We start from the raw sequence: 21198 nt of genomic DNA, 5'->3' as shown, positions 1-21198 counted from the left end.
TATGTACCGAATCGACCTCAACAGCGACCTGGGCGAAAGCTTCGGACGCTACACGCTGGGACTGGACGACCAGATCATTCCGCTTGTTTCAAGCGCGAACGTCGCGTGCGGACAGCATGCAGGCGACCCGATGGTCATGCGCAAGACGGTCGGCATGGCAAAGGACGCCGGCATCGCCATCGGCGCGCATCCGGGCTACCCCGATCTGCAAGGTTTCGGTCGCCGCGACATGAACCTGTCGCCCGACGAGGCGTACGCGTACATGGTGTACCAAATCGGCGCGCTTCAAGCGTTCTGCCAGGCGCAAGGCGTGCAGCTTGCGCACGTCAAACCGCACGGGCAGCTCTACAATCATGCGGCCATCAACCCCGACTTAGCTGCCGCGCTGGCGCAAGCGGTCTTCGACGTGAATCCGAACCTGGTTCTGATCGGGCTGGCGAACAGCGCGCTCGTTGACGCGGGCCGCAAGCAAGGGCTGATCACGGCCGAAGAGTTCTTCACCGACCGCAACTACACCGACGAGGGCAAGCTGGTCAACCGCAACGATCCCGCTGCGCTCATTCGCGATGAAGAGCAGGCTATCGAGCGCGTGAAGAACGCCATTCGAGACGGGGCCATCCTTTCGGTAACGGGAAAGCTGATCGATCTGCACCCCGACACCATCTGCGTGCACGGAGACTCCCCCACCGCCCTCGCGTTCGTCAGCCGCACGCGCAGCGCGCTCGAAGAGGACGGCATCGTCATCAAGCCGGTCGGCGCGCAATAACACGGCAAAGCGAATCAGGGGAGGATGCGAATCAATCGCGACCTCCCCTGATGCATCAACGCCGACTTGCGGCCACAGCCCTACAGCTCCATGCTATGCAGGCCGTCGAAATCTATGCGCTCGGCCTCCAGCACGTGGCGCAGCGCCTGACCGTTGCATGCGGGCTCCCGCCAGGCCAGACCGCAGCCCGCAGATAGCTGGCGCGGTATGGGAATCAACCGACCCTGCAAACCGCGTCGCCTTCCCGCTTGCTCCATCGCCATCGCATCCGTCGTGGTTCCGAACGCAACCACAAGAACCGGGGATTTCGTCCGCATGCCAACCTCGCCGTCACTCGATCACGATGGCGAAATCGTCGCCGATCTGCTCGACCGCGGCCGTCTTCTTTTTCCTGCGCGCCATTGCCATCACGTTGTCGCGCGCGATAGCCGTGCTCACCAGCACGCGAACCGATTGCCCGGAGTGCGCTTTCACGGCTTGCATGGCCATCATCACCGGTTCCGGGCACGAAAGGCCCCGCGCGTCCACTTCGATCATAGTTGCTCCCTTCGTGTCTAGTTCGCCGCTGCGGCGGATGCGTCCTCAACGCTTGCCGATGCCGACGACGCCGCCGCAATGCCTGCGCTCTTCTGTTTGCTGCGCAGGTTGACCGTGCCAATCACGAACAGCACGGCAATGCACCCTACCAGCACGATCTGCCCCGCCAGCGCAGGACCGCCCGCCACAGCTGCGGCTTCCGCCGTAGCCGCCGAAGCCGCCGCGCCAGCCAAGCCGAAGTTGTGGGCGAACGTCGCGCCGATCAGCATGCCCAAAAACGTGACGGCGGCATCGCATGACCCCTGACCCGCCAGCGTCATCTGGCGCAGCGGGCAACCGCCGGCGAGCACCGCCGCGAATCCAACGGCATACAGGCCCAGAATATTCCACAGATGCTGGGAATGAGCGATGGGCTGACCCTCGAAACTAAGCTTGAAATTGCCTGTGACCAGGTTGTATACAAGCATGATCACAAACAATCCCGCAATGGGAAGCAGCAGGTCGAAATCCCGCATGAGCATGACGTTGCGCACACCGCCCGCAAAGCAAATGCGCGCCTTCTGCGCCAACATGCCCACAACAAGCGAAGCAGCCAGCGCGATGAGCACGGGGGCGTGCTTGCTGCCGGGCCCCGTCTCGCTGGCGGCGAACACGCCCGCGGTCAACCCGATGATCATCAGCGCGGCCAGCACAAGGGGAAGCACGGCGCCCGCGGACTTGTTCGTGTCGCGCTCCCGCCCCAGCGAATACCCCTTCTTCAGAAACAGCGTTCCCGTCGCAATGCCCAACACCAAGCCGATCAGGCCCACGTAAGCGTTCAGGTCGCCCGCGGCCATGCGAATGACCATGCGCAGCGGACAGCCAAGAAACACCAGCGCGCCGATCATCATGATGAACCCCAGAACGAAACGGATCATCGGGGACGACCCCGCGGTGGAGCGGTACTCCTTCGTGGCCAGGGCGATCACGAACGCGCCCACCACCAAGCCCACCACTTCGGGGCGGAAATACTGCACGACGGATGCGCTGTGCAGCTTCAACGCGCCAGCCGTATCGCGAATGAAACACGCCGCGCACATGGCCATGTTCGCCGGATTCCCGAAGTAAGCAAGCAACGCGAGCATGGCCCCTGCAACCACCCCCACGGCAAGCAAGCCTTTCTTTTGATTCAGCAGATCCATAACAACACCTTTCCCTTCAAAACCGCGCACCCGTTTCGACCTGCGCGCAAACGCTACGCAAGCGAAAAACCGCGCGACAGCACGCTTCCAATCGAAGGCGGCGCAAAGCGCGCCCTTACATTGGAAGGTGCGGATTGTTCGACAGCAAGCAGCGGTGCAGAACGCACGGGGCGCAGCAGACAAGCGACCCGTCGGCTTCCCTCGAAGCCTATTCAATTAGCAATATATGAGCCGCTCTTGGTGCAGAAGGTCGAGCCGGCAGAATAGCCCGACCGTCCAAGAAGGCAACCAAGACTATACGCGATCGAAGAGATGAGGTGCAAGAATTTGGGATCAGCGGCCTCAACGCTGCGAGCAGCGGGGCATTGAGGACCGCGCCCGACCTAGCCGCCAACAAACAAGCGGAGGCCCCGCGCAGAAAGAGCGCGAAGCCTCCGTCGAAAGCCAGCCCGGTCGAACAAGAACGACCTATTTCGCAGCCAAAGTTAGCGGGAATGCGCACTTCGCGCTCCCGCACAATACGAAACCTACGCGTCAGCATCCTCAAACGTGCCAGCAGCGCGTTCCACGCAGCGAAGCGCATCCAGAACAAGCGGGTATCCGATGTAGGGAACGCATTGCGCCAGGACGCTGACCAGGAACCCTGCGTCGTTCCCCAAACGCATGTTGGCTCGCGCGTGACCGGTCAACTGCTCGTCATGGCCCCCTTGCGCAGCAAGAAAGCAAAAGGCGACCATCTCGCGCTGAGCATCGTCAAGACCGGTGCGCGTATAGCAATCTCCGAAGCAATGGGATTCCACCCAGCCGTCGATGCGAGCCGCATCCGCATATCCCGACGCAACCGTTCCTACCGCATCAGCCCCGAACAACTCGGCCTTCTTCTTGGCGCCAGCTTCCGCACGCGTAGCCATCGTGGTTGTAGCCTGGCCCTCAAGCGGCAGGGAAACCAGACGATGCTCCAGCAGTTCGTTGGTCGCATGCAAAAACGGAAGCGCGCACCCAAGCCCCAGATACGGAACAGCCTGGTAGACGATTTCCTTCACCTCAACAGGGGTAACTCCCACGTTAAACGCACCCTTGGCCATAGCCTGAAAAGCCTCGATGCCCCGGCACCCCACAAGCGCCGCCAGAATAGCCATCAGCCTTGTCTTGTCGTCAAGGTTGTCGCTTGCCGGAACCTCTCCGAAAGCGAATGCGTCGAAACGCTCCTGAAACTCCGGGTCGGTGACGGAAAACGGCGAGTCGAATCCAGGGAAAAGACGGTTGCGGTAAGCGTGCGCTTGCTCGACGATGTTCGATTCCATACTTGCTCCTTCGGTCGTTGAGACACTATGCTCTTGTTTCGCGCTCATAATACCCTGCCGAAAGAGGGCTTGGTCAACTGTTATCCAAAACGAAACATACCAATGCCATAGGGGCGCATGCACCATCTGGGAAAAGCACCTTGACGAACCCGGGCGAACCCGCGCGCCAATCCTTGCACGGCGACAGGCCGAAACCAGCGTCGTCCGGTCGGCTGCGTTTCGAGGCGTCTCGCTCGCGTCCGAGCGAGGCAGAAGCCCCCCAACGCCGAAAATCCCCGAAAGCGCCGGCGGAACCACGCGAAGCGGGCCATCCGGGGCCGCTTCGGCAACAGTTCGACAGCCCACGACGCAAAACTTGGCGCGAAATTGCGGGTCTGCGCTCCCCAACCGACCCATCAGCCGCAGTTGTTTTGAGCACTTGCATCAACATGCCAGGTCATCGAAACGCAACGAATTCGACGGTTGCCGAAGGCTCTTGGCCGAGAGCGCAGACCCGCAATTTCGCGCCAAAGCCTGCACCGCACGCATCGAGCCCGGCGCGCGACCGCATAACGAGCAGCGTTCTTCCCGTGCGCCTCACGCCCAGAGCAGGTCGCGAGCCCGAAAACGCAACGCGCCCGCCAAGAGGGCGGGCGCGCGTAACTCAAGCAACAGGGGAAGGCGTTAGCCGCCGATAAGCTTCTGAAGCGACGCCAAGAAACTCGACATGTTGCGATAGCACATGAACAGCGTGATGACGATGATGACCACGCCCGCGCAGTTCGCGAACACGTGGTTCTTCCACTTGCCCAGATCCTTGCCGTTAGCGCAGTACAGCACGAAGAACGCCATGATGGGAAGCAGAATGGCGTTTGCGGCCTGCGCAACCAGGATAAGCTCGGTCGGGCTCTTGCCCAGCACGATGGCCATGCAGCAACCAGCCACCAGAACAATAATCCAGATAGCCTTGAAGCGGATATCCTTGGTCGTCTTCTTCCAACCCAGAACGCCGTTCACCGCATACGCAGCAGAGAACGAAGCCGTGATGGCGCTGGAGAAGCCGGCGGCCAGCAGGCCCAGGCCGATCATCCACGTAGCCCACGAGCCGAGCAAAGGCTGCAGCGCAAGCGCCATGTCCTTGCCGTTGGCCACGGTTGCCTCGGTGCCGTAGATGTTCGCGGCGGCGCAAATCAGAATCGCCATGGAGATGATGCCACCCAGGCCGATGCTCAAAACGGTGTCGAAACGAGCGTCGGATACCTGCTCCGGATCCTTGAAGCGCTCGGAAGCGCCGGACGCGTGCAAGAACAGGTTGTACGGCACGATGGTGGTCCCAATCAGGCCCACTGCCGTCAGGATGCCCTTCGAGCCTTCTTCCGGAAGCGTGGGGACGAACAGGCCCGTCGCAATGGCGCCCCAATCCGGGCTGGAAGCAAGGGCCGTCACAAAGAACACGACGCCCATGAACACGACGATAGCCGTGAGGATGACCTCGACCACCTTGTACGAGCCGATCCACATGGCGGCGAACGCCAAAATACCCAGAACCACAACGATGGGGATCATCGGAACATCAGGCGCAACAGCCTGAATGCCCAAAATACCGCCCGTGATGTTGCCCGTTTCGTAAGCAATGTTGCCCACGAAAATGGCGATGATAACAATCACGATCGCAATCCACATCAAAATCTTGTTCGGAATACGATCGCGGATGTTTTCACCCAAACCCTTACCCGAAACAATACCAACGCGCGACGCCATCTCCTGGAAGATAATGGTCGCAACGGTGGCGAACAGCAGTGCCCACAGCATGGTGTAGCCATAGCTTGCTCCGGAAACCGTGCACGTCGTAACCGTGCCGGGACCGATAAAGCCGGCGGCAACCAGTGCGCCCGGGCCGACGTTCTTGAACTTCTGAACCAGCGTACTGCTCATACCCACTCCTTTCTTAGCCCTTAAAGCAACGATATGCCTGCAGCAGACATGCCGTCCCCCCGGCACGTCCGATTCCATTACGGGCCTTCTAGGCCTGCAACTGGCATAATGACCGATTTACTTTAGCAGATTAAAGCGTGCGAGTATACAGCGAAGCGGCACGCGGGCAAGGCAATCGGCATGAGACGGAAAAGCGTGATTGCCGGCCCGTTTTCAGGTCAGCCGCCCAAAACGAGTCGCCGAATCAACCCACCGCTGCCGTCTCGCCCTACGACGTCTTCCAGAAATCCTGGATCAAATCTTGGCGGTTGGTGCGGCCCGTTTTCTGCAAGATGTTGTGCACGTGCACCTTCACCGTGCTCAGCGCCACGTGCATCGTGGACGCGATGTTCTGGTTGTCCTTCCCCAGCAACACCAGGTGTAGGACCTCGCTCTCGCGCTCGGAAAGCTGATGGCGCTTCGCGTACAGCATAAGGTTCTCGCTGATCTGCTCGTCTTGCCGCTGATCGCCGCGCATCGGCGGACGATCGAAGCGAAGCTGCAAAACCCGGCGCGCATCCCTTCCTGCAAAGAACGCGCAGCTCATCAGCAACGCCTCTTCCGCATAGTTGCGCTCAGCCGAAAACGTGATGGGGCCCAGCTGAATCACAGGCTCGTTCAGCAGCATGAAGAAGGTCATGTCCTCCAACAGCACGGCCGTGTTCAGAACCGCCACCATCACGTACAGCCACCGATGCTTCCACAGGCGGCTGCGCTCGACATCGTCCTTCGACGAGAAGTAGCGAAACCCCGTGAACAGCAGCATCCAGAACACGAACAGCTCGCGCATGCCGTAGAACAAGAAACGCTGCAAGTCGCCCTCGGGCAGCGCCACCAGCACCGCCACGCTCATCACCGCGAACACAACCCCCGGAGCCACCAAAAGCGCGCGCCTTGTTTCCCCCAGGTAGTCGCATACCAAAAACCAAAACGAGACAAGGAACCCGCCGCCCGTAATAACATTGGTCAGTGATCGTATAACTAGATAGATTTGACCCTGCTCGGAGCCAAGGACATACGAGACAAACTCGTCCTGAAAGACGAACGCGACGTCGAAGAAATAGAACAGAAACGCGAAAAAGGCGAACAGCATCAACCGCTTGCGCGAAACCAAGTACGCCGAAAGACACATGGCCGAAGCAAGGATCGATATCAACAACACAATAAGGGTGACATGGAAGAGCACGAGACCCACAGGCAACTACCTTCCCTTCCGTTCAGTTCTCTCGCATTGTCGGGAACCAGCTCCCATGATACAGCAACGCCTTGCGTTTAGGACGGCATTACCCTCTCTTTGGCAACCTTAGGAAGAAAAATGGTCAGGATATATTAATCAAGCGATCACCTGGGGTTTATCGAAGGTGTAGGGCGGCTTGCAGCACGAGTACACCCTCTATCCATCTATCGATACACCCCTTTTACATCTTTTCTTCACAACCTCCAGGGCGCATGGTGGAGCCAACGCGCCGAGGTATCGCCGCCGAGGCGCGAACTTGGCGAAGATAGCCTCACGTGAGGCACGGCAGGCCCCGGCAAGACGCCGGGGCCCGACGAAAGGAAGAAGGAGGGTTGCAATGGCTGGAGTAAACGTCAAAAGCGAAATCAAGCCTTTGAAGCAAGTCCTGCTGCACCGCCCGGGTAAAGAGCTTCTGAACCTGACGCCGAACACGCTCGAAGAGCTGCTGTTCGACGACATCCCGTTCTTGAAGGTCGCCCAGGAGGAGCACGACGCCTTCGCGCAGGCTCTGCGCGACAACGGCGTTGAAGTGTTCTACCTCGAAGATCTTATGGCCGAGGTTCTGGAGGCCGACCCCGCGCTGCGCGAGCAGTTCCTGAAGCAGTGGATCGAAGAGGCCGGCATCCGCACGGAGCGCTACCAGAAGATCATCTTCGACTACCTGCAGGAGAACTACCCCGATGCCAAGGACTTCGTCCTGAAGACGATGGAGGGCATCAACCTGACCGAGCTGCACACCGACAAGTCGAACTCCCTGGTTGACCTGGTTTCCGAGTCTTCCAAGATGGTCGTCAAGCCCATGCCGAACCTGTACTTCACCCGCGACCCGTTCGCGATGATCGGCAACGGCGTGTCCATCAACCGCATGTACTCCGAGACGCGCAACCGCGAGACCATCTACGGCGAGTACATCTTCAAGTACCATCCCATGCTGAAGGGCACCCCCGAGTACTACAGCCGCTACAACACGTTCCACATCGAGGGCGGCGACATTCTCAACATCAACGATAAGGTTCTGGCCATCGGCATCTCCCAGCGTACGGAGCCCGACGCCATCGACCAGATCGCTAAGAACATCTTCCATGACGAGACCAGCCCCGTCGAGACCATCCTGGCGTTCAACATCCCGAACAACCGCGCCATGATGCACCTCGACACGGTGTTCACCCAGATCGACGTGGACAAGTTCACCATCCATCCGGGCATCATGGGCCCGCTGACCGTGTTCGAGATCACCCCCGAGGGCGACGGCATCAAGGTCCGCGAGATGAACGACACGCTCGAGGCCATCCTCGAGAAGTACGTCGGCTGCCCCGTGGAGCTCATCCCCTGCGGCGGCGGTGACCGCATCGCGGCCGAGCGCGAGCAGTGGAACGACGGCTCGAACACGCTGTGCATCGCTCCGGGCACCATCGTGGTGTACGAGCGCAACGACGTGACGAACAAGGTGCTTGAGGACAAGGGCCTCAACCTGGTCGTCGTGCCTTCCGCCGAGCTGTCCCGCGGCCGTGGCGGCCCGCGTTGCATGAGCATGCCCATCTGGCGCGAAGACTAATCTTCACCCCCTCCATCAGCCCCGGTCCCCACACGCGAACGAGAACCGGGGCTGATGTATGCAGGGCACAGGTACCCCCCCCCCGGACGAGCAAGGAGAATCAATGGAAGAAAAGAAGAAGGGCATCAGCCTGTTTGGGCTGATTGGCATGGTCGTCAGCTCGTGTATCGGCTCGGGCGTTTTCGCTCTGACCGGCCAGCTTTCCCAAGTCGCCTCCCCCGGCGGCGCGCTGGTGGCATGGCTTGTGGTCGGCATCGGCTTTCTGCTGCTGGCGCTCTCGCTGAACAACCTGGTGGCAAAGCGCCCCGACCTGCACGGCATTTTCACGTACGCAAGCGAGGGCTTCGGCCCCCTGGCAGGATTCCTTTCCGGCTGGGGCTATTGGCTTTCCGCTTGGCTTGGCAACGTGGCCTTCGCAACGATGATGATGTCCACGGTGGGATACTTCTATCCCGATTTCCTTCCGGGAAACACCGTGCCCTGCATCCTCATCGCCTCGGTGGTCATGTGGCTGCTCACGCTGCTGGTTATCCGCGGCGTTGAAAGCGCATCGTTCTTGAACGCCATCGTCATGGTGTGCAAGGTTGCCTCCATCGGCATCTTCATCCTGTTTGCCCTGTTCATGTTTAACGCCGGCGTGTTCACCGCCGACTTCTGGGGCACGCTGTACAACAACGCCGTCGCCGCAGGCGAATACGGCGCCACGGCCGTGGGCCTGGGCGGCATCGGCGAGCAGGTCATGAACTGCATGATCATCATGATGTGGGTGTTCATCGGCATCGAGGGCGCTGCCGTGGTGTCCTCTCGCGCCGAAAAGAAGAGCGACGCCGGCAAGGCCACCGTTATCGGCCTGGTCTGCCTGCTGGTTATCTACATTGGCGCGTCCGTGCTTCCGTACGGCTACCTTCCCTACACGGAAATCGCCGCCATGGACAAGCCCGCCATGCTGTACGTGTTCGACAAAATGGCTCCGGGCTGGGGCGGCGCGTTCATCTCCATCGCCATCATCATCAGCGTTCTGGGTTCTTGGCTTTCCTTCACCATTCTGCCGGCTGAAACCACCAGCGAAATGGCCGAGCACAAGCTGCTCCCGGCTGGCTGGGGCAAGCTGAACGACAAGGGCGCTCCGCAGTTCAGCCTCCTGCTGGTGGCCGTGTGCACCCAGGTGTTCATGATCATCACCATCTTCAGCCAGGACGCCTACAACTTCGCGTTCAGCATGTGCACGGTGGCCATCGTGGTCACCTGGGCGCTGGCTTCCGCGTTCCAGTGCAAGCACTCCGCGGAAAAGAAGGAGTGGGGCCAGTTCGCCATCGGCGCCATCGCCACCGTGTTCCTGGTGGTGGGCTGCCTCTACAACGGCTGGAGCTTCCTGCTTCTGACCTGCGTCGGCTACATCCCCGGCTTCTTCGTGTTCGCCGCTGCGCGCAAGCAGCAGGGCGTCGGTCTCAAGAAGTCCGAGATTGTTGGCATGGGCGTTATCGCTGCCCTGGGCGTTGCCTCCCTGGTCATGGTGGGCATGGGCATCATCTCCATCTAACCGCACCCGCCCCGCAAGCATCCGGGCGCACCGGATTCGCAAACCAACACGCAAAGGGAGACGGGCTCAGGCTCGTCTCCCTTTTTCAACAAAGGAGGGCTTCGCATGAACATCGCAACCATCGGCGTGGAAGACTGGCTCAACGTGTGGGAGAAAAGCGCCACGTACGACATAGCCCAATCCACCATCGCGTCTATGACCATGGGGGAGATTTTGGCGCTCGACAACGAGGAAGGCGCCACGTTCTACGAGCGCCTGAACCGTGAGAAGATGAACTACGGCTGGATCGAAGGATCGCCCGAATTCAAAGCCGAAGTGGCCAAGCTGTACCGCGCTGGCAATCCGGACAACATCCTGCAAACCAACGGCGCAACGGGCGCGAACCTGCTGGCGCTCATGGCGCTGGTGGAACCCGGCGATCACGTGATTGCGGAATACCCCACCTACCAGCCGCTGTACGAGATTCCGCGCACGCTTGGTGCCGAAGTGGAGTACTGGCACATCCGCCAGGAGTACGACTGGAACCCGGACATCCGCGAACTCGAGCAGCTGATACGCCCCAACACGAAGCTCATCTGCATCAACAACGCCAGCAACCCCTTGGGCACCGTGCTCTCGGCCGACATGCTGCAGCAGATTGCCGACATCGCGCGCTCGGTAGGCGCGTACGTGCTGTCCGACGAAGTGTACCTCCCCTTGCAGGATACGGAGTCGTTCGTTTCCATGGCCGACCTGTACGACAAGGCCGTGGTGTCCAACAGCCTTTCCAAAACGTACTCGGTGCCGGGCGCGCGTATCGGGTGGATCGTCTCCAACGACACGGAATTGGTCGATCGCTTCCGCGTGTACCGCGACTACACGATGATCTGCGACGGCGTGTTCAACGACGCCCTTGCCGTGCACGTACTGAAGAACCGCGAGAAGGTGCTCGAGCGCAACCGGGCCATCGTGCTGAACAACCTGGCTATCGCCCAAGAGTGGATCGACAACGAGCCGCGCGTTTCCTGGGTGCCGCCCAAAGCGGTGTCCACATCCTACATCCAGCTTGACATTCCCGTAGACGACGAGCAGTTCTGCATCGACCTGCTGCGCGATCAAGGCGTGCTGCTGGTTCCCGGCAGTCGCTTCGAGCTGCCGCGCGGCGCGCGCTTGGGATACTGCGCCGCAGAAGCCACGCTGCGCGAAGGCCTTGCACGCCTGAGCACGGCCTTGAGGCAGTTCGACTAGCATCGACCGCGCCGGCGGCAACGCGCGTCCCCTATCTTTTCACGCCCTCTTACGCTTGGCTCGCAAACGCGTCCCGAACGTAAGAGGGTTTTATTTTCCCAGGTCATACGCATGCAAAAAACTTTTGACAGCAAATCCTCGATCCGCGGAAGCCTATGTCGAAATCATTTGGTGGTACCATGGCCAACATCATGGCAGTCTCTTAGCCGTCGAAAGGACGCGCGTGGAACTAAGCAAGCAAATCAAGCGGTATCGGATGCAACGAGGATTGTCCCAGGAAGATTTGGCCGGCAAGATCTACGTATCACGGCAAACCGTCTCGAACTGGGAAACCGACAAGACCTATCCCGACGTGCAAAGCCTGCTGCTCCTAAGCGTTCTGTTCGACGTCACTATCGACGAACTGATCAAAGGAGACATGGAAGCCATGAAAGAAGCAGTCGAACACGACGGAAAGAAACTGAACGCCCTGGGACTCGTCATGCTCGCGTTCGCCCTTGCAGCCGTGGTGATGGTCGTAGGGGGCATCTCGTTTTGGGGCTGGGGCATCGTGCCCAGCACGATCATCGCTCTCTTGCTCTACGGCGTTGCCATGGCGGCCGCCATTGCAGCCGAGCGCCTTAAAAAGCAGCATGACTTGGTGACGTACCGCGAGCTCCTGGCCTTCCAAAAAGGTCAGCCCGTCGACCGGGACTGCCGAAGCAGCAGGCGCGCTCGCGAGCATCGCCCGCTTAAAACCGCCCTGTTCATGCTTATCGGAGCCTCGGTCGGCGCCTGCCTCGGCTACTTCGGCTTCATGTTCTTCGGATAAGCGGTCACGCCTCTTCCTCGACGAGCATCCCCCGAAGCAACTCCTCGCGCAGCGCGAGGTGGGCTCGAGTGAACTCGGGATCGACGTAGCGCAGCCGCTTGCCCGTCAGGTTCGCTATCTGACGGGCAAGCCGGTTGAACGCGCCGCCATCCATCACCTGCTTTCGCGAGACGGTCAGCACGGTGAATCCCAGCGAGACGAGCGTTCCGCGCCGGCGCGCATCGCTCTCCTGCCGCTCGGGATCGAGATGGTACCGCGCGCTATCGTATTCGGCCGCTAGATTCGAGCCCGGCCAGCACAGATCGCATTCGCAGTACCTTCGATCCGCGAGTTTCCTTATATGGGTAGGCACGTCCACACGGTAGTTAAACTGCGGCTTCTCGATCCCGTATCCGCCCAGCCGATACGGCAGGCACAGCAGAAGCGCCAGCACGGTCTCCATCGGAGACGCGGCGTTCTCCATCACGAAGCCCAACGCACGCAGCGCCTCCGTGCGCCCATAGGCGTACTCTGCACTCTCGACGAACGCTCGCAGCTTGGCGACCGACGTCAGCGGAGCCTCCCGTCGAACCGCCGGACCGCTGTCAACATGAACGTACGTACCACAGAGCTCGCAGCCAAGCTGGATGAGCCGAGCAAGGCTCAGCTTGCTCGCCATCTGCAAAAAGCAAAATTCCGGCGTGCTCACGAAGAATCCTTGCCCCGCGTCCACCACCGACTCTTCCGGCAACGAGCTTCGCACGTGGCAGACGATGCTCCCCGTTTGAGTCCGCGCCGATGCGCTGCCGACGAGCGCATGCACCGGAATACTGCATCCACCCGGTCGACGATTGCCCGCAGAAAGATACGGCTTCTCCTGCGCCTGCAGCGCTTTTCGAGCGCGTGCGGTGGCTGACCGGCGCTTTTTCAACCCCTGCAGGAATCGAGGGCCGACCGTGCGCCAGTATTCCAGAGCCGATTCGTATCCGATGATCACAACCATACGCGCATCATACGCTTTTTTGGCAGAGATTAGGAGGTTTGTGGCTCATGAACGCGAGAAATTCCGCCTATAGCGAGCAAGTGATTACATAATGCCTGGTCGCAGATTTCATCTTCCCTTTTCGTGCGCGTCGTCGCGAGCTAAAAGCCACAAACCTCGGAATCTCTGCCATTTTCGAGCCCTCCGCGGGACGCTACCCAGGTTGCCATCCCGTACGCTACTTGCATGCAAGCAGCCTGCACGCAGGCTGCCTGCACGCACGTTGCTTGCACGCACGTTGCCATCCCACACGCTGCCTGCACGCACAAGTGCCCCGGCCAACGCAGGCCGGGGCACTTGCAATCCTGCGGAAGCCGCCGCCCCTACTTCGCCTTGGCCGCGTCCTCCGTCTTGCCGCTTACGCTGGCGGCGCTGCGCCCGCCATGGTCGAACCAGGTGTTGATGACGCCCTGCGTGTTGCCCGTCACGAATCGAGCTTTGCTCAGCGTATCGATTTCCTTCTTGATGTCCTCCACCAGCTTGACGCACAGCTGCATCGAGAAGTCCTGGCGCGCCACCACGCGCTGCACCGTCGTTTCCTGCAGGTCGGCGGGCATCGGGTACGCGGGCACCAGCCACCCGTTCATGCGCAGGCGATCGGACAGGTCGTACAGCGACCACGCCACGTCCGCATCTTCCTTCAAACCCCAGCACACAATGGGAATGTGGCCAGCATCTTCGTACAGCTCGAACATGCCCATGTCCTTGATCTCGGCAGCAAGGTAGCGGGCCACGTCAAGCGTACGTTCCTGGATTTCCCGGAACCCCTCGAAGCCGTTGCGCATCAGCACGTAGTACTGCCCCACAATCTGGGAAGCCGAGCGCGAGAAGTTGATGGCCATGGTTGCCTCTTCACCGCCCAGGTAGCTCACCCAGAAGATCAAGTCCTCGGGCAACGCTTCCTTGCTGCGCCAGACGACCCAGCCGATGCCCGGATAAACCAGGCCGTACTTATGCCCGGAGCAGTTGATGGACCACACGTTCTTCAAGCGGAAGTCCCACTCTAGGTCAGGCTCCACGAACGGCGCGAACATACCGCCCGACGCACCGTCCACGTGGATGCGAATCGGCAGCTTCGGATGCTCCTGGTTGTACGCCTCCACCAGTTCGTCCAGCTTCTTCACGTCGTCGAATTTGCCGGTGTACGTAATGCCCAGAATTGCCGTGATGCCAATGGTGTAGTCGTCCACATAGCTCATGACCGTGTCCATGTTGAGCGACAGATGGTCCTTCTCAAGCGGAACCAGGCGCATCTCGATATCCCAGTAGCGACAGAATTTTTCCCAACACACCTGATAACCCGACGAAATGACCAGGTTCGGACGCGTGACGGAATAGATGTCCACCCCGGCTGCCGCAGCCAGCTTCTTCCATCGGAACAGCATGCCCAAGCCGCCCAGCATGCATGCCTCGGACGACCCGACGGTCGACGTGCCCATGGGCTGCTCGTTCGGATCGGCATGCCACAGGTCGCCAATCATGGCCACGCAACGGTTCTCCAAGTCGGCCGTCATGGGGTATTCGTCCTTGTCGATGGCGTTTTTCTCCATGGTCTCGGCCATGATCTTCGTGGCCATGGGCTCCATGTACGTCTGGCAGAACGTGGTGAGGTTCTGCGTTGCGTTGCCTTCGATGGACAGGTATTCCTTGATCATCTCGTAAGCGATGCGCGGCTCGACCGGCTTGTCGTTCATCTTCATGAGCGGCATCTGCGCATCGCTTGCCTCAGACCCGAAGATAGGCGTCAAGTAGCGCGTTCCCTCGTCCATGTTCTCCAAAATCTTGCTCGTAGTAGATTGCTTGTCCATGATGAGCCTCCTATGCATCCTTTGTTGTATGGTGCTTGTCATTGCCGCGCGCCAAGTCCTGGGAGCGTGCATTCGCGGCAGCAGCCGCAACGCCCGCACCGCCGGACACGCCCGTGCCCGCCGCTGCTCCCGGCCCCGCAGGGCCGTCGGAAGCAGCCTCTTCCGGCGCCCACCGGTGCCGCAGCGCGTAAATCGCAAACGGAATAGCCACCGAGACCGCGAACGCCACCACCAGCGTTGTTTGGTACACGAGGTTCGCCTGATCCGAAAGGTTCGACGACGGGAAGAACGATATGATCAGCGTTGCCACCGTCATGAACAGCCCCGCCCCCGCCACAACAGCCTTGAACGGCGTGCCTCCGGGAAGCTGGAACGACCGCTGCAGGTTTTTCTTCTTGAAAATAAGGACGAAGTACCCCAGGAAGAACAGCACGTATCCCACCAGGTAAATGACCACCGTCAAGCCGATAGCCGTCAGGTACCCCACCGACGAGCTCGAGCCGCCAGAAAGCGCGATGGAGCCGCACAGCACCGCGTCCCACACTGTTACGATGATCGCCTGAATCACGACCGTCTTCACGCTCACGCCATGCTTGTTCACCTTTTTGAACGACGGCGGAAGAATGCCGTCGTGCGCGGTATCCAGAAGCGCGCGCGACGGGCCCACGATCCATGCGGAAATCTCCGCCAAAACGCCCAACGCCAGCAACAGGGCAACCACGAACACGACCCACTCCATAGAAGGGCCGATATGCGTCACGAAGATAGCGCGGAACGCCTCGATCACGCCGAACGATAGGTTGCCGTCCAGAACGGATGCCGGCAGCGTAGTGGCAACGGCCAGCCCGCCCAGCGCGTCCAACGCAATGGTCAGCACCGCTAGAACGATCATGGCCAACGGGTAGTTTCGGTTCGGGTTCTGCAGCTCGTTCACGTGCGAAGCCGATGCCTCGACGCCCATGTACGCCAAGATGAACGACGCAAAAATAACCAGCGTGTCAACCTTTGTGAAATCGGGAACAAACGTGGCAGCGTCCATGGTGATCTGAGATACGCCGCCCGTGGCGAAGTAGTAGATCAACCCTACGAGCAGCACCAAGACCGGCACCAGAATGCCGCCGATGAAGCCGACCTTCGAAATGCGCGCCGTGAACTTCGTGCCGCCCAGCTGCGTCAACGTAAGAATCCATACGATGGCCGCCACGCCGAAGAACATCACCAACGGGTTGTCGTACAACGCGTCCCATTTGACCACGTACGCCAATGCCGCCAAGATGAAAAACGCCATGGTCACGAACCCTACGGTAATTTGGAACCATTGGAAGAACAAGGCCGCAAAGCCCCAGCGCCTCCCTAGCGTGTTGCCGACCCAGGCAAAAATGCCGCCTGATTCCCACCCCTTGACCGTGGCCATCTCCGCCGCGCACATCGCAACGGGCAGAAACCACAGAATTCCGCCGATGATCAAAAAGAACACCAGCTGAAAACCTGACGAGGCGAACGAGGGGTACTCGTACACCGTCATCACCATGGACGCGGTGATAGCGAAGAACCCGAAGAACGTCAGGGATCGCGTAAACGAGGGTCTGCTCGCTTTGCCTACGGGACCCGGATCGGCTGCGGCAGCTGCCGCTTGTCGACGAGGTTCGCTCATACTGCTTCACTCCTTCCTTTGCACCTGCGCGCGCTTCTACGGATTGCTGCAAATCAGCACGCGAGCGCACGGTCGCGCGTGCCTGCAACCGTTGTATCAAAGGAAGGAGTCGCAAAAGCAGCGACGGGAAGGCGTTAACCTTCCCGTCGCTGAAACGTTGGCTGTAGATTGCTTGCTACCGGGCGGCGCGCCCGTACACCTCGATCGCCGAAGCAAGCAGTTCGGATGCGAACGAAGACACGTCGTAGCCTTCGGAAATGGCGGCTACGGCAGCGCCGTCCACGATGGTGCCCACCATACGCGGCGGCATGTCGATCTGCGCGTGCGAGAGAATGCGACCAATAGCGGCGTCCAACGAAACGCGGCCCTTCTGGTACGCTTCGGTAACCACCTCGGATTCGGCAGCGGCGATCAGCTGAGCGTAGTGAGCCGAAGGAACAACGCTGTCATCCGGCAAGCACGCGCGAATCAGCAGGTCAACCACATGCTTGCGGCACTCTTCGACCTCCATGCCCTCCGCCGCCGACGCAGCCTTCTCCGCACGCTCCGCCCAAAGCTGTATGTTGTAACGGCCCGCCTCATGAAGAAGCTGCGTCACGGAATCGAAGTAGTAGCCCACCGAGGACGATGCGGCCCCTGCCCATTTCGCCACCTTGCGGTACGTGACCGCCTTCGGTCCCTGCTCGCGCAAAAGCGCCGCGGCCGCAAGAACCAACGATGTGCGCGTGATTTGCGCCTTCAACGATTTAGGCGTTTGCGTTGTCTCGCTCATAGGCCCTCCATCACCTCGGCGGCACGCCTTCGCGCCGCCTTGTGCACGGACGCCGTTCGGGCCAGCAAGCCCGAACGGCGCCGCTTCTTTCACGCCTTGTTGTGCAGCAAGCACAACCTTAAAACAGCAGCTCAAAGAGCCTATACGTCGGCCAGATCCTTGCCCGTGTGCTCGTGCGACAGAATCATTGCAACAAGCGCCAGGCAGGACACGCCCACCATGTACCACGCCGGAGCCAGGTTGGACCCGGTGGCGGCGATCAGCGCCGTAGAGATAAACGAAGCCGATCCGCCGAAGATCGCATTGGCCATATTGAAGGACAGCGCGAAACCGGTGTAGCGCACAGCCGTGGGGAACGTCTCGGTCAGATAGCTGGACAGCGTACCGTCGTTGATGGTCAGCGCCAAGCAGAGCACCAGCTCAACAGCCAAAACGATGAAGAAGTCGGCCGTGTTGAGCAGCATGAACGCCGGCACCGTCAAAACGATGAACGACACGCACGCAATGATCAGCATCTTCTTGCGGCCGAACTTGTCGGACAAATGGCCGCTTCCGAAAATGAACGCCACGTACACGATCAAGCTGATAGTAGTGATCAGCGACGACTGGCTCGGATCCATGCCCACGGCCGTCTCCAGATACACGGGCAGGTACGTAAGCACCACGTAGAAGCCCACTGCGTTCAGCACGCAGGCGCCGAAGGAGATGAAAAGCTCCTTGGAGTGATGGCGGAACAGGTCGCGAATGGGATGGTTCGAGTCGTCGGTTTTGTCGATGGCCTTCTGCATCTCCTGATACGTCGGAGAATCCTCAAGCTTGGTACGAATGTAGTGCGCAATCAAGCCAAGCGGACCGGCCAGCAAAAACGGAATGCGCCAGCCCCAATCGTTCACGGCCTCGGTAGGAAGCACCGAGTACATGATGGTGGCGAACGTCGAGCCGACCAGCAAGCCGACCGCCGTCGACGCCGGTACGAGCGAGCAGTACACGCCGCGCTTGTCCTTCGGCGCATACTCGGCCAAAAACGTTGCAGCACCTGCGTATTCGCCAGAAGCCGAGAAGCCCTGAACCATGCGGAGCAACAGCAGCATGATAGGAGCCGCCAAGCCGATGGTCAGGTAGCCGGGCAGCAAGCCAATGCAGAACGTGGCGCCCGTCATCAAGAAGATCGAGGTGGACAGCGCCCACTTGCGACCCTTCTTGTCGCCCATGCTGCCCCAGAAGATAGCGCCGATCGGGCGCAGAAGGAACGACAGTGCGAACACGGCAAACGTTTGCATAAGCGCAAGTGCCGGGTCGTCGTTCGGGAAGAACACGTTTGCGATCACAATCGCGAAGTACGAGTACGTAGCGTAATCGAACCATTCGATGAAGTTGCCAAGAAAGGACGATACGGCTACCTTTTTAAGCGTGCCTTGTGTGTCAGAATTAGCTTTCATGGTAATCCCCTAAGAAATGAACGGCCACGTCAGAAAGAAACGCAGACCGCCGGCGTATAAGTTGCTCCATTGAAGCCCCCTAACAGTCGGGAAAACGCCTTTACTGAGGTTATAATACCCCAAGTGCCTCCGCTTCAATGCAAGTCGTTACTTAACGTATCGCGAATTGGGAGCGAGGGGCACCGATGCCAGCCCCATTTCGGCATCGGGAAAAGGGGGACCCGCTTATTGCAGCATAAGCGGGTCCTTTGCACAAATAGACTATCAGTACTCGTCAAGCAGATCCGCTTGCGCCTTGCTGGCGCGGAAGATAAAGGACTTCTTGGCCTTCTGGCCGCCCTGGGCCAGCTTGGCCAGGATGACCCTCTTCAGGCGCGGGTAGTCGCGCATGCCGTACCAGGCGAACGCCGTGCCGCCCGTGTACGCTTCCACGATGCTGTGGACGGGCAGGCTCGCGTCGCGCTTGGCGTCGAGCGCCAGGTACTCCTGGATCTCGTCGGCGCACAGGTCGCGGATGACCTCGGCGCTGATCTCCAGGTCGTGGGCCAGCTGGTTGAGCTGGTAGTCCACCTCGGCGGCGTCGGCATGCGGGAAGTACGTCACGTCGTAGGTCACCGCGGACAGGCCGGAGGCCTTCGCGAACCCGAGCAGATCGGCAAGCGACATCATCTGCACGTGGTCCTCGGTGCGCTCGGCGATGTCGAGCTCGGCGGCGAATCCCTGGAAGCCGTTGCCCTCGAACGCGGCGCGCAGCTCCTCTTCAGTCAGCGGAGCTTCGAACTCCATCTCGGTGGCGATGTGAGTCAGGTTGCTCGTGATCTTCATAAACCACACCTTCCTTTCCGGTTATGGGTTACCGCTTGATAGCGGAAAGGCATGCACCCGGAAATCGGGTGCATGCCGCCAAACCTACTGCAGGTGCTCCTTGGCTTCTTCCTCGTCCAAGCGAGCGGCAAGATTCTCGCGAATCTCTTCCTCTTTCCTCTGCTTGCGAGCGGTGAGCATGCCCTTGATGGAGGGGATAGCGCCGCCGCCGATGATGAGGATACCGCCAAGAATCGTGTTGATGGTCAAGGCTTCGCCGAACACAACCAGGCCCACGAAGATGGCCACGGGAACTTCCCAGTACGCGATGGTGCCGTAGTCAGCAGCCGGCAGGTTGCGGCCAGCCACCAACAGGAAGCCCAGAGCCAGAGGACCGCAGATGACCCAAAGAAGCAGGGCGCCGATCCAGTTGAATGCGGTGAAGTGAATGTTGAGAGCCCAGTTCTCCATGCCGGGGTTTGCACCCAGGGCGTTCAGCACAACGGTGATGGCACCGGCACCGAGCACGGCGAAGATGAAGTTCCACACGCCACGAGCCGTGGTGTCGGCGTCCTTGCGGTAGCCGTTGAAGAACATCGAAGCGCCATAGAAGAAGCCGGAAGCCAAACCGAATGCGTCGCCGAGGCCCTTCTGCGGGAACTCAGGCGTGGACGGAACCAGGTTGAAGTCTACGAAGAAGCCGGACTCGTTGAAGCCCATCAGGTTGTTGCCGAACAACATACCGATGAACACTGCCACCAGGCATACCCACTGCAATGCAGACATGGGTTCCTTGCGGAAGATGCGAGCGAGCACTACGCAGACGACAGGGCCGATGTAGATGAACAGAACAGCGTTCGAGATGGTGGTCAGCAGCGTGGACGTTACGTAGCACGCCAGCGACATGCCGATCATCAAACCGCCCAGCGCGATTGCCGGGGTCAGCTTGAGCTTCTTGAACGTCTCAACCTTGCCCGTGGCGAACATGATGACGACGAAGAACAGCACGCCCATGCTCATGCGGCCCACGGCCATCAAAGCGCCGATGGAGTCACCGGCGTTCAGGCCCATCGCTCCGTCGAACATGTCCGTACGAGTTGCCCAGCGGCTGAACAGGGGCACCAAGCCCATGCCCGTCGCCGAGATCAGCATGGCAATGGTGCCAAGGCCGATCTTCATCTCGTAGCCGGTCGAGCCGTCATCGGCCGTTGCGGTCTTGATTTCCTTGTTAGCGTTGTCTGCCATTGGTCCTCCTTAAACCAGTAGCAACAAAATAATCCCCTCTACCCCTCCGCAACTCGTGCCATGCGAGACCGAATTAGGGATGCGACAGCCCTATTCGACCTTATATGGCCGAATCACACATGCGGTAGTTGTAGGTTGGAACCAAAAAGGGGACCTGACTCTTATTCGGAACCAGATCCCCTTTCTGTTGTACGAGACTACTCTTGCTTCAGCAAGGGTTGGTCAGGTTAAGCGACTAGTCGTTCCACATCTCCGGACGGACCAGGGTCGGGTCGGCGACGCGGTTCGGGAAGTAGTCGAGGCACTCGCCCTCGCGGTAGACGTCCGCCGTGGAGCAGTGCAGG

At 60.0% G+C, this 21198-nt stretch carries 19 protein-coding genes; 6 read left to right on the top strand and 13 right to left on the bottom strand.

The window, feature by feature from the left end:
* The first annotated feature begins 1 nt into the window (after position 1).
* Positions 2-766, top strand: a complete 765-nt coding sequence (locus tag LQE90_RS12135; protein ID WP_216529976.1) for a LamB/YcsF family protein — start codon at positions 2-4, stop codon at positions 764-766.
* 80 nt (positions 767-846) lie between these two features.
* Here LQE90_RS12135 and LQE90_RS12130 read toward each other — a convergent pair whose 3' ends face one another.
* From LQE90_RS12130 to yedE, 3 genes are read right to left on the bottom strand one after another with little or no spacing between them, the layout of a single operon-like run.
* Positions 847-1083, bottom strand: coding sequence for a putative Se/S carrier protein (locus tag LQE90_RS12130; RefSeq protein ID WP_114567313.1), 237 nt, complete (start codon positions 1081-1083; stop codon positions 847-849).
* 13 nt (positions 1084-1096) lie between these two features.
* Entirely contained in the window at positions 1097-1303 is a 207-nt protein-coding gene (locus LQE90_RS12125) for a sulfurtransferase TusA family protein (RefSeq protein ID WP_114567314.1), read from the bottom strand.
* Between the two features lie 17 nt (positions 1304-1320).
* Positions 1321-2484 (bottom strand): YedE family putative selenium transporter, encoded by a 1164-nt coding sequence (yedE, locus tag LQE90_RS12120; RefSeq protein ID WP_216529975.1) that lies wholly within the window; start codon positions 2482-2484, stop codon positions 1321-1323.
* Between yedE and LQE90_RS12115 the strand changes: the two genes are divergently transcribed.
* Entirely contained in the window at positions 2467-2751 is a 285-nt protein-coding gene (locus LQE90_RS12115) for a hypothetical protein (protein ID WP_147269873.1), read from the top strand. The two genes, yedE and LQE90_RS12115, sit on opposite strands and share 18 nt — an antisense overlap.
* A gap of 260 nt (positions 2752-3011) precedes the next feature.
* On the opposite strand, the gene LQE90_RS12110 is transcribed toward LQE90_RS12115, so the two are convergent.
* From LQE90_RS12110 to LQE90_RS12100, 3 genes are all read right to left on the bottom strand, one after another.
* Positions 3012-3788 carry a carboxymuconolactone decarboxylase family protein gene (locus LQE90_RS12110; RefSeq protein ID WP_114567316.1) on the bottom strand — a complete coding sequence of 259 codons (777 nt, stop codon included), beginning with the start codon at positions 3786-3788 and terminating at the stop codon, positions 3012-3014.
* A 663-nt stretch (positions 3789-4451) separates the two neighbouring features.
* Entirely contained in the window at positions 4452-5702 is a 1251-nt protein-coding gene (locus LQE90_RS12105) for an Nramp family divalent metal transporter (protein WP_114567317.1), read from the bottom strand.
* Between the two features lie 268 nt (positions 5703-5970).
* Positions 5971-6936: a helix-turn-helix transcriptional regulator gene (locus tag LQE90_RS12100; RefSeq protein ID WP_114567338.1), complete on the bottom strand. Its 966-nt coding sequence runs from the start codon at positions 6934-6936 to the stop codon at positions 5971-5973.
* A gap of 379 nt (positions 6937-7315) precedes the next feature.
* On the opposite strand from LQE90_RS12100, the gene arcA reads away from it, so the two are divergent.
* From arcA to LQE90_RS12080, 4 genes are all read left to right on the top strand, one after another.
* Positions 7316-8533: an arginine deiminase gene (gene arcA / locus LQE90_RS12095; protein WP_114567318.1), complete on the top strand. Its 1218-nt coding sequence runs from the start codon at positions 7316-7318 to the stop codon at positions 8531-8533.
* 103 nt (positions 8534-8636) lie between these two features.
* Positions 8637-10073 carry a basic amino acid/polyamine antiporter gene (locus tag LQE90_RS12090; protein ID WP_114567319.1) on the top strand — a complete coding sequence of 479 codons (1437 nt, stop codon included), beginning with the start codon at positions 8637-8639 and terminating at the stop codon, positions 10071-10073.
* Between the two features lie 105 nt (positions 10074-10178).
* On the top strand, positions 10179-11300 hold the full coding sequence (locus LQE90_RS12085; RefSeq protein ID WP_216529974.1) for an aminotransferase: 1122 nt from the start codon (positions 10179-10181) through the stop codon (positions 11298-11300).
* A gap of 223 nt (positions 11301-11523) precedes the next feature.
* The gene (locus tag LQE90_RS12080) at positions 11524-12111 is read left to right on the top strand and encodes a helix-turn-helix transcriptional regulator (RefSeq protein WP_216529973.1); all 588 of its coding nucleotides are present in this window, start codon (positions 11524-11526) and stop codon (positions 12109-12111) included.
* Between the two features lie 4 nt (positions 12112-12115).
* On the opposite strand, the gene LQE90_RS12075 is transcribed toward LQE90_RS12080, so the two are convergent.
* The 7 genes from LQE90_RS12075 to LQE90_RS12045 all read right to left on the bottom strand — a co-directional run bounded on the left by LQE90_RS12075 (position 12116) and on the right by LQE90_RS12045 (position 20854).
* Positions 12116-13093: a putative endonuclease domain-containing protein gene (locus LQE90_RS12075; RefSeq protein WP_231088338.1), complete on the bottom strand. Its 978-nt coding sequence runs from the start codon at positions 13091-13093 to the stop codon at positions 12116-12118.
* Positions 13094-13455: 362 nt separating this feature from the next.
* Positions 13456-14940, bottom strand: a complete 1485-nt coding sequence (gene gad, locus LQE90_RS12070; protein ID WP_216529972.1) for a glutamate decarboxylase — start codon at positions 14938-14940, stop codon at positions 13456-13458.
* Positions 14941-14950: 10 nt separating this feature from the next.
* Positions 14951-16594 carry an amino acid permease gene (locus tag LQE90_RS12065; RefSeq protein ID WP_231088336.1) on the bottom strand — a complete coding sequence of 548 codons (1644 nt, stop codon included), beginning with the start codon at positions 16592-16594 and terminating at the stop codon, positions 14951-14953.
* 175 nt (positions 16595-16769) lie between these two features.
* Complete coding sequence (locus LQE90_RS12060) at positions 16770-17366, bottom strand: TetR/AcrR family transcriptional regulator (RefSeq protein ID WP_114567323.1); 597 nt, start codon at positions 17364-17366, stop codon at positions 16770-16772.
* 140 nt (positions 17367-17506) lie between these two features.
* Positions 17507-18805, bottom strand: a complete 1299-nt coding sequence (locus LQE90_RS12055; RefSeq protein ID WP_114567324.1) for an MFS transporter — start codon at positions 18803-18805, stop codon at positions 17507-17509.
* Positions 18806-19069: 264 nt separating this feature from the next.
* On the bottom strand, positions 19070-19630 hold the full coding sequence (locus LQE90_RS12050; RefSeq protein WP_216529971.1) for a hypothetical protein: 561 nt from the start codon (positions 19628-19630) through the stop codon (positions 19070-19072).
* An 84-nt stretch (positions 19631-19714) separates the two neighbouring features.
* Positions 19715-20854 carry a DMT family transporter gene (locus LQE90_RS12045; protein ID WP_114567326.1) on the bottom strand — a complete coding sequence of 380 codons (1140 nt, stop codon included), beginning with the start codon at positions 20852-20854 and terminating at the stop codon, positions 19715-19717.
* Positions 20855-21198 lie beyond the last annotated feature (344 nt).

The sequence above is a fragment of the Paraeggerthella hominis genome (genome assembly GCF_021044775.1).
GTDB lineage: Bacteria > Actinomycetota > Coriobacteriia > Coriobacteriales > Eggerthellaceae > Paraeggerthella > Paraeggerthella hominis.
This window is presented reverse-complemented; position numbering and strand designations above follow the sequence as displayed.

What these genes read in the sequence shown, in the direction of transcription:
- yedE (WP_216529975.1), bottom strand. Translation starts at nt 2,484, where the DNA reads ATGGATCTGCTGAATCAAAAGAAAGGCTTGCTTGCCGTGGGGGTGGTT.
- LQE90_RS12075 (WP_231088338.1), bottom strand. Translation starts at nt 13,093, where the DNA reads ATGGTTGTGATCATCGGATACGAATCGGCTCTGGAATACTGGCGCACG.
- LQE90_RS12060 (WP_114567323.1), bottom strand. Translation starts at nt 17,366, where the DNA reads ATGAGCGAGACAACGCAAACGCCTAAATCGTTGAAGGCGCAAATCACG.
- LQE90_RS12085 (WP_216529974.1), top strand. Translation starts at nt 10,179, where the DNA reads ATGAACATCGCAACCATCGGCGTGGAAGACTGGCTCAACGTGTGGGAG.
- LQE90_RS12135 (WP_216529976.1), top strand. Translation starts at nt 2, where the DNA reads ATGTACCGAATCGACCTCAACAGCGACCTGGGCGAAAGCTTCGGACGC.
- LQE90_RS12090 (WP_114567319.1), top strand. Translation starts at nt 8,637, where the DNA reads ATGGAAGAAAAGAAGAAGGGCATCAGCCTGTTTGGGCTGATTGGCATG.
- LQE90_RS12105 (WP_114567317.1), bottom strand. Translation starts at nt 5,702, where the DNA reads ATGAGCAGTACGCTGGTTCAGAAGTTCAAGAACGTCGGCCCGGGCGCA.
- LQE90_RS12130 (WP_114567313.1), bottom strand. Translation starts at nt 1,083, where the DNA reads ATGCGGACGAAATCCCCGGTTCTTGTGGTTGCGTTCGGAACCACGACG.
- arcA (WP_114567318.1), top strand. Translation starts at nt 7,316, where the DNA reads ATGGCTGGAGTAAACGTCAAAAGCGAAATCAAGCCTTTGAAGCAAGTC.
- LQE90_RS12045 (WP_114567326.1), bottom strand. Translation starts at nt 20,854, where the DNA reads ATGGCAGACAACGCTAACAAGGAAATCAAGACCGCAACGGCCGATGAC.
- LQE90_RS12125 (WP_114567314.1), bottom strand. Translation starts at nt 1,303, where the DNA reads ATGATCGAAGTGGACGCGCGGGGCCTTTCGTGCCCGGAACCGGTGATG.
- LQE90_RS12065 (WP_231088336.1), bottom strand. Translation starts at nt 16,594, where the DNA reads ATGAGCGAACCTCGTCGACAAGCGGCAGCTGCCGCAGCCGATCCGGGT.
- LQE90_RS12110 (WP_114567316.1), bottom strand. Translation starts at nt 3,788, where the DNA reads ATGGAATCGAACATCGTCGAGCAAGCGCACGCTTACCGCAACCGTCTT.
- LQE90_RS12050 (WP_216529971.1), bottom strand. Translation starts at nt 19,630, where the DNA reads ATGAAGATCACGAGCAACCTGACTCACATCGCCACCGAGATGGAGTTC.
- LQE90_RS12055 (WP_114567324.1), bottom strand. Translation starts at nt 18,805, where the DNA reads ATGAAAGCTAATTCTGACACACAAGGCACGCTTAAAAAGGTAGCCGTA.
- gad (WP_216529972.1), bottom strand. Translation starts at nt 14,940, where the DNA reads ATGGACAAGCAATCTACTACGAGCAAGATTTTGGAGAACATGGACGAG.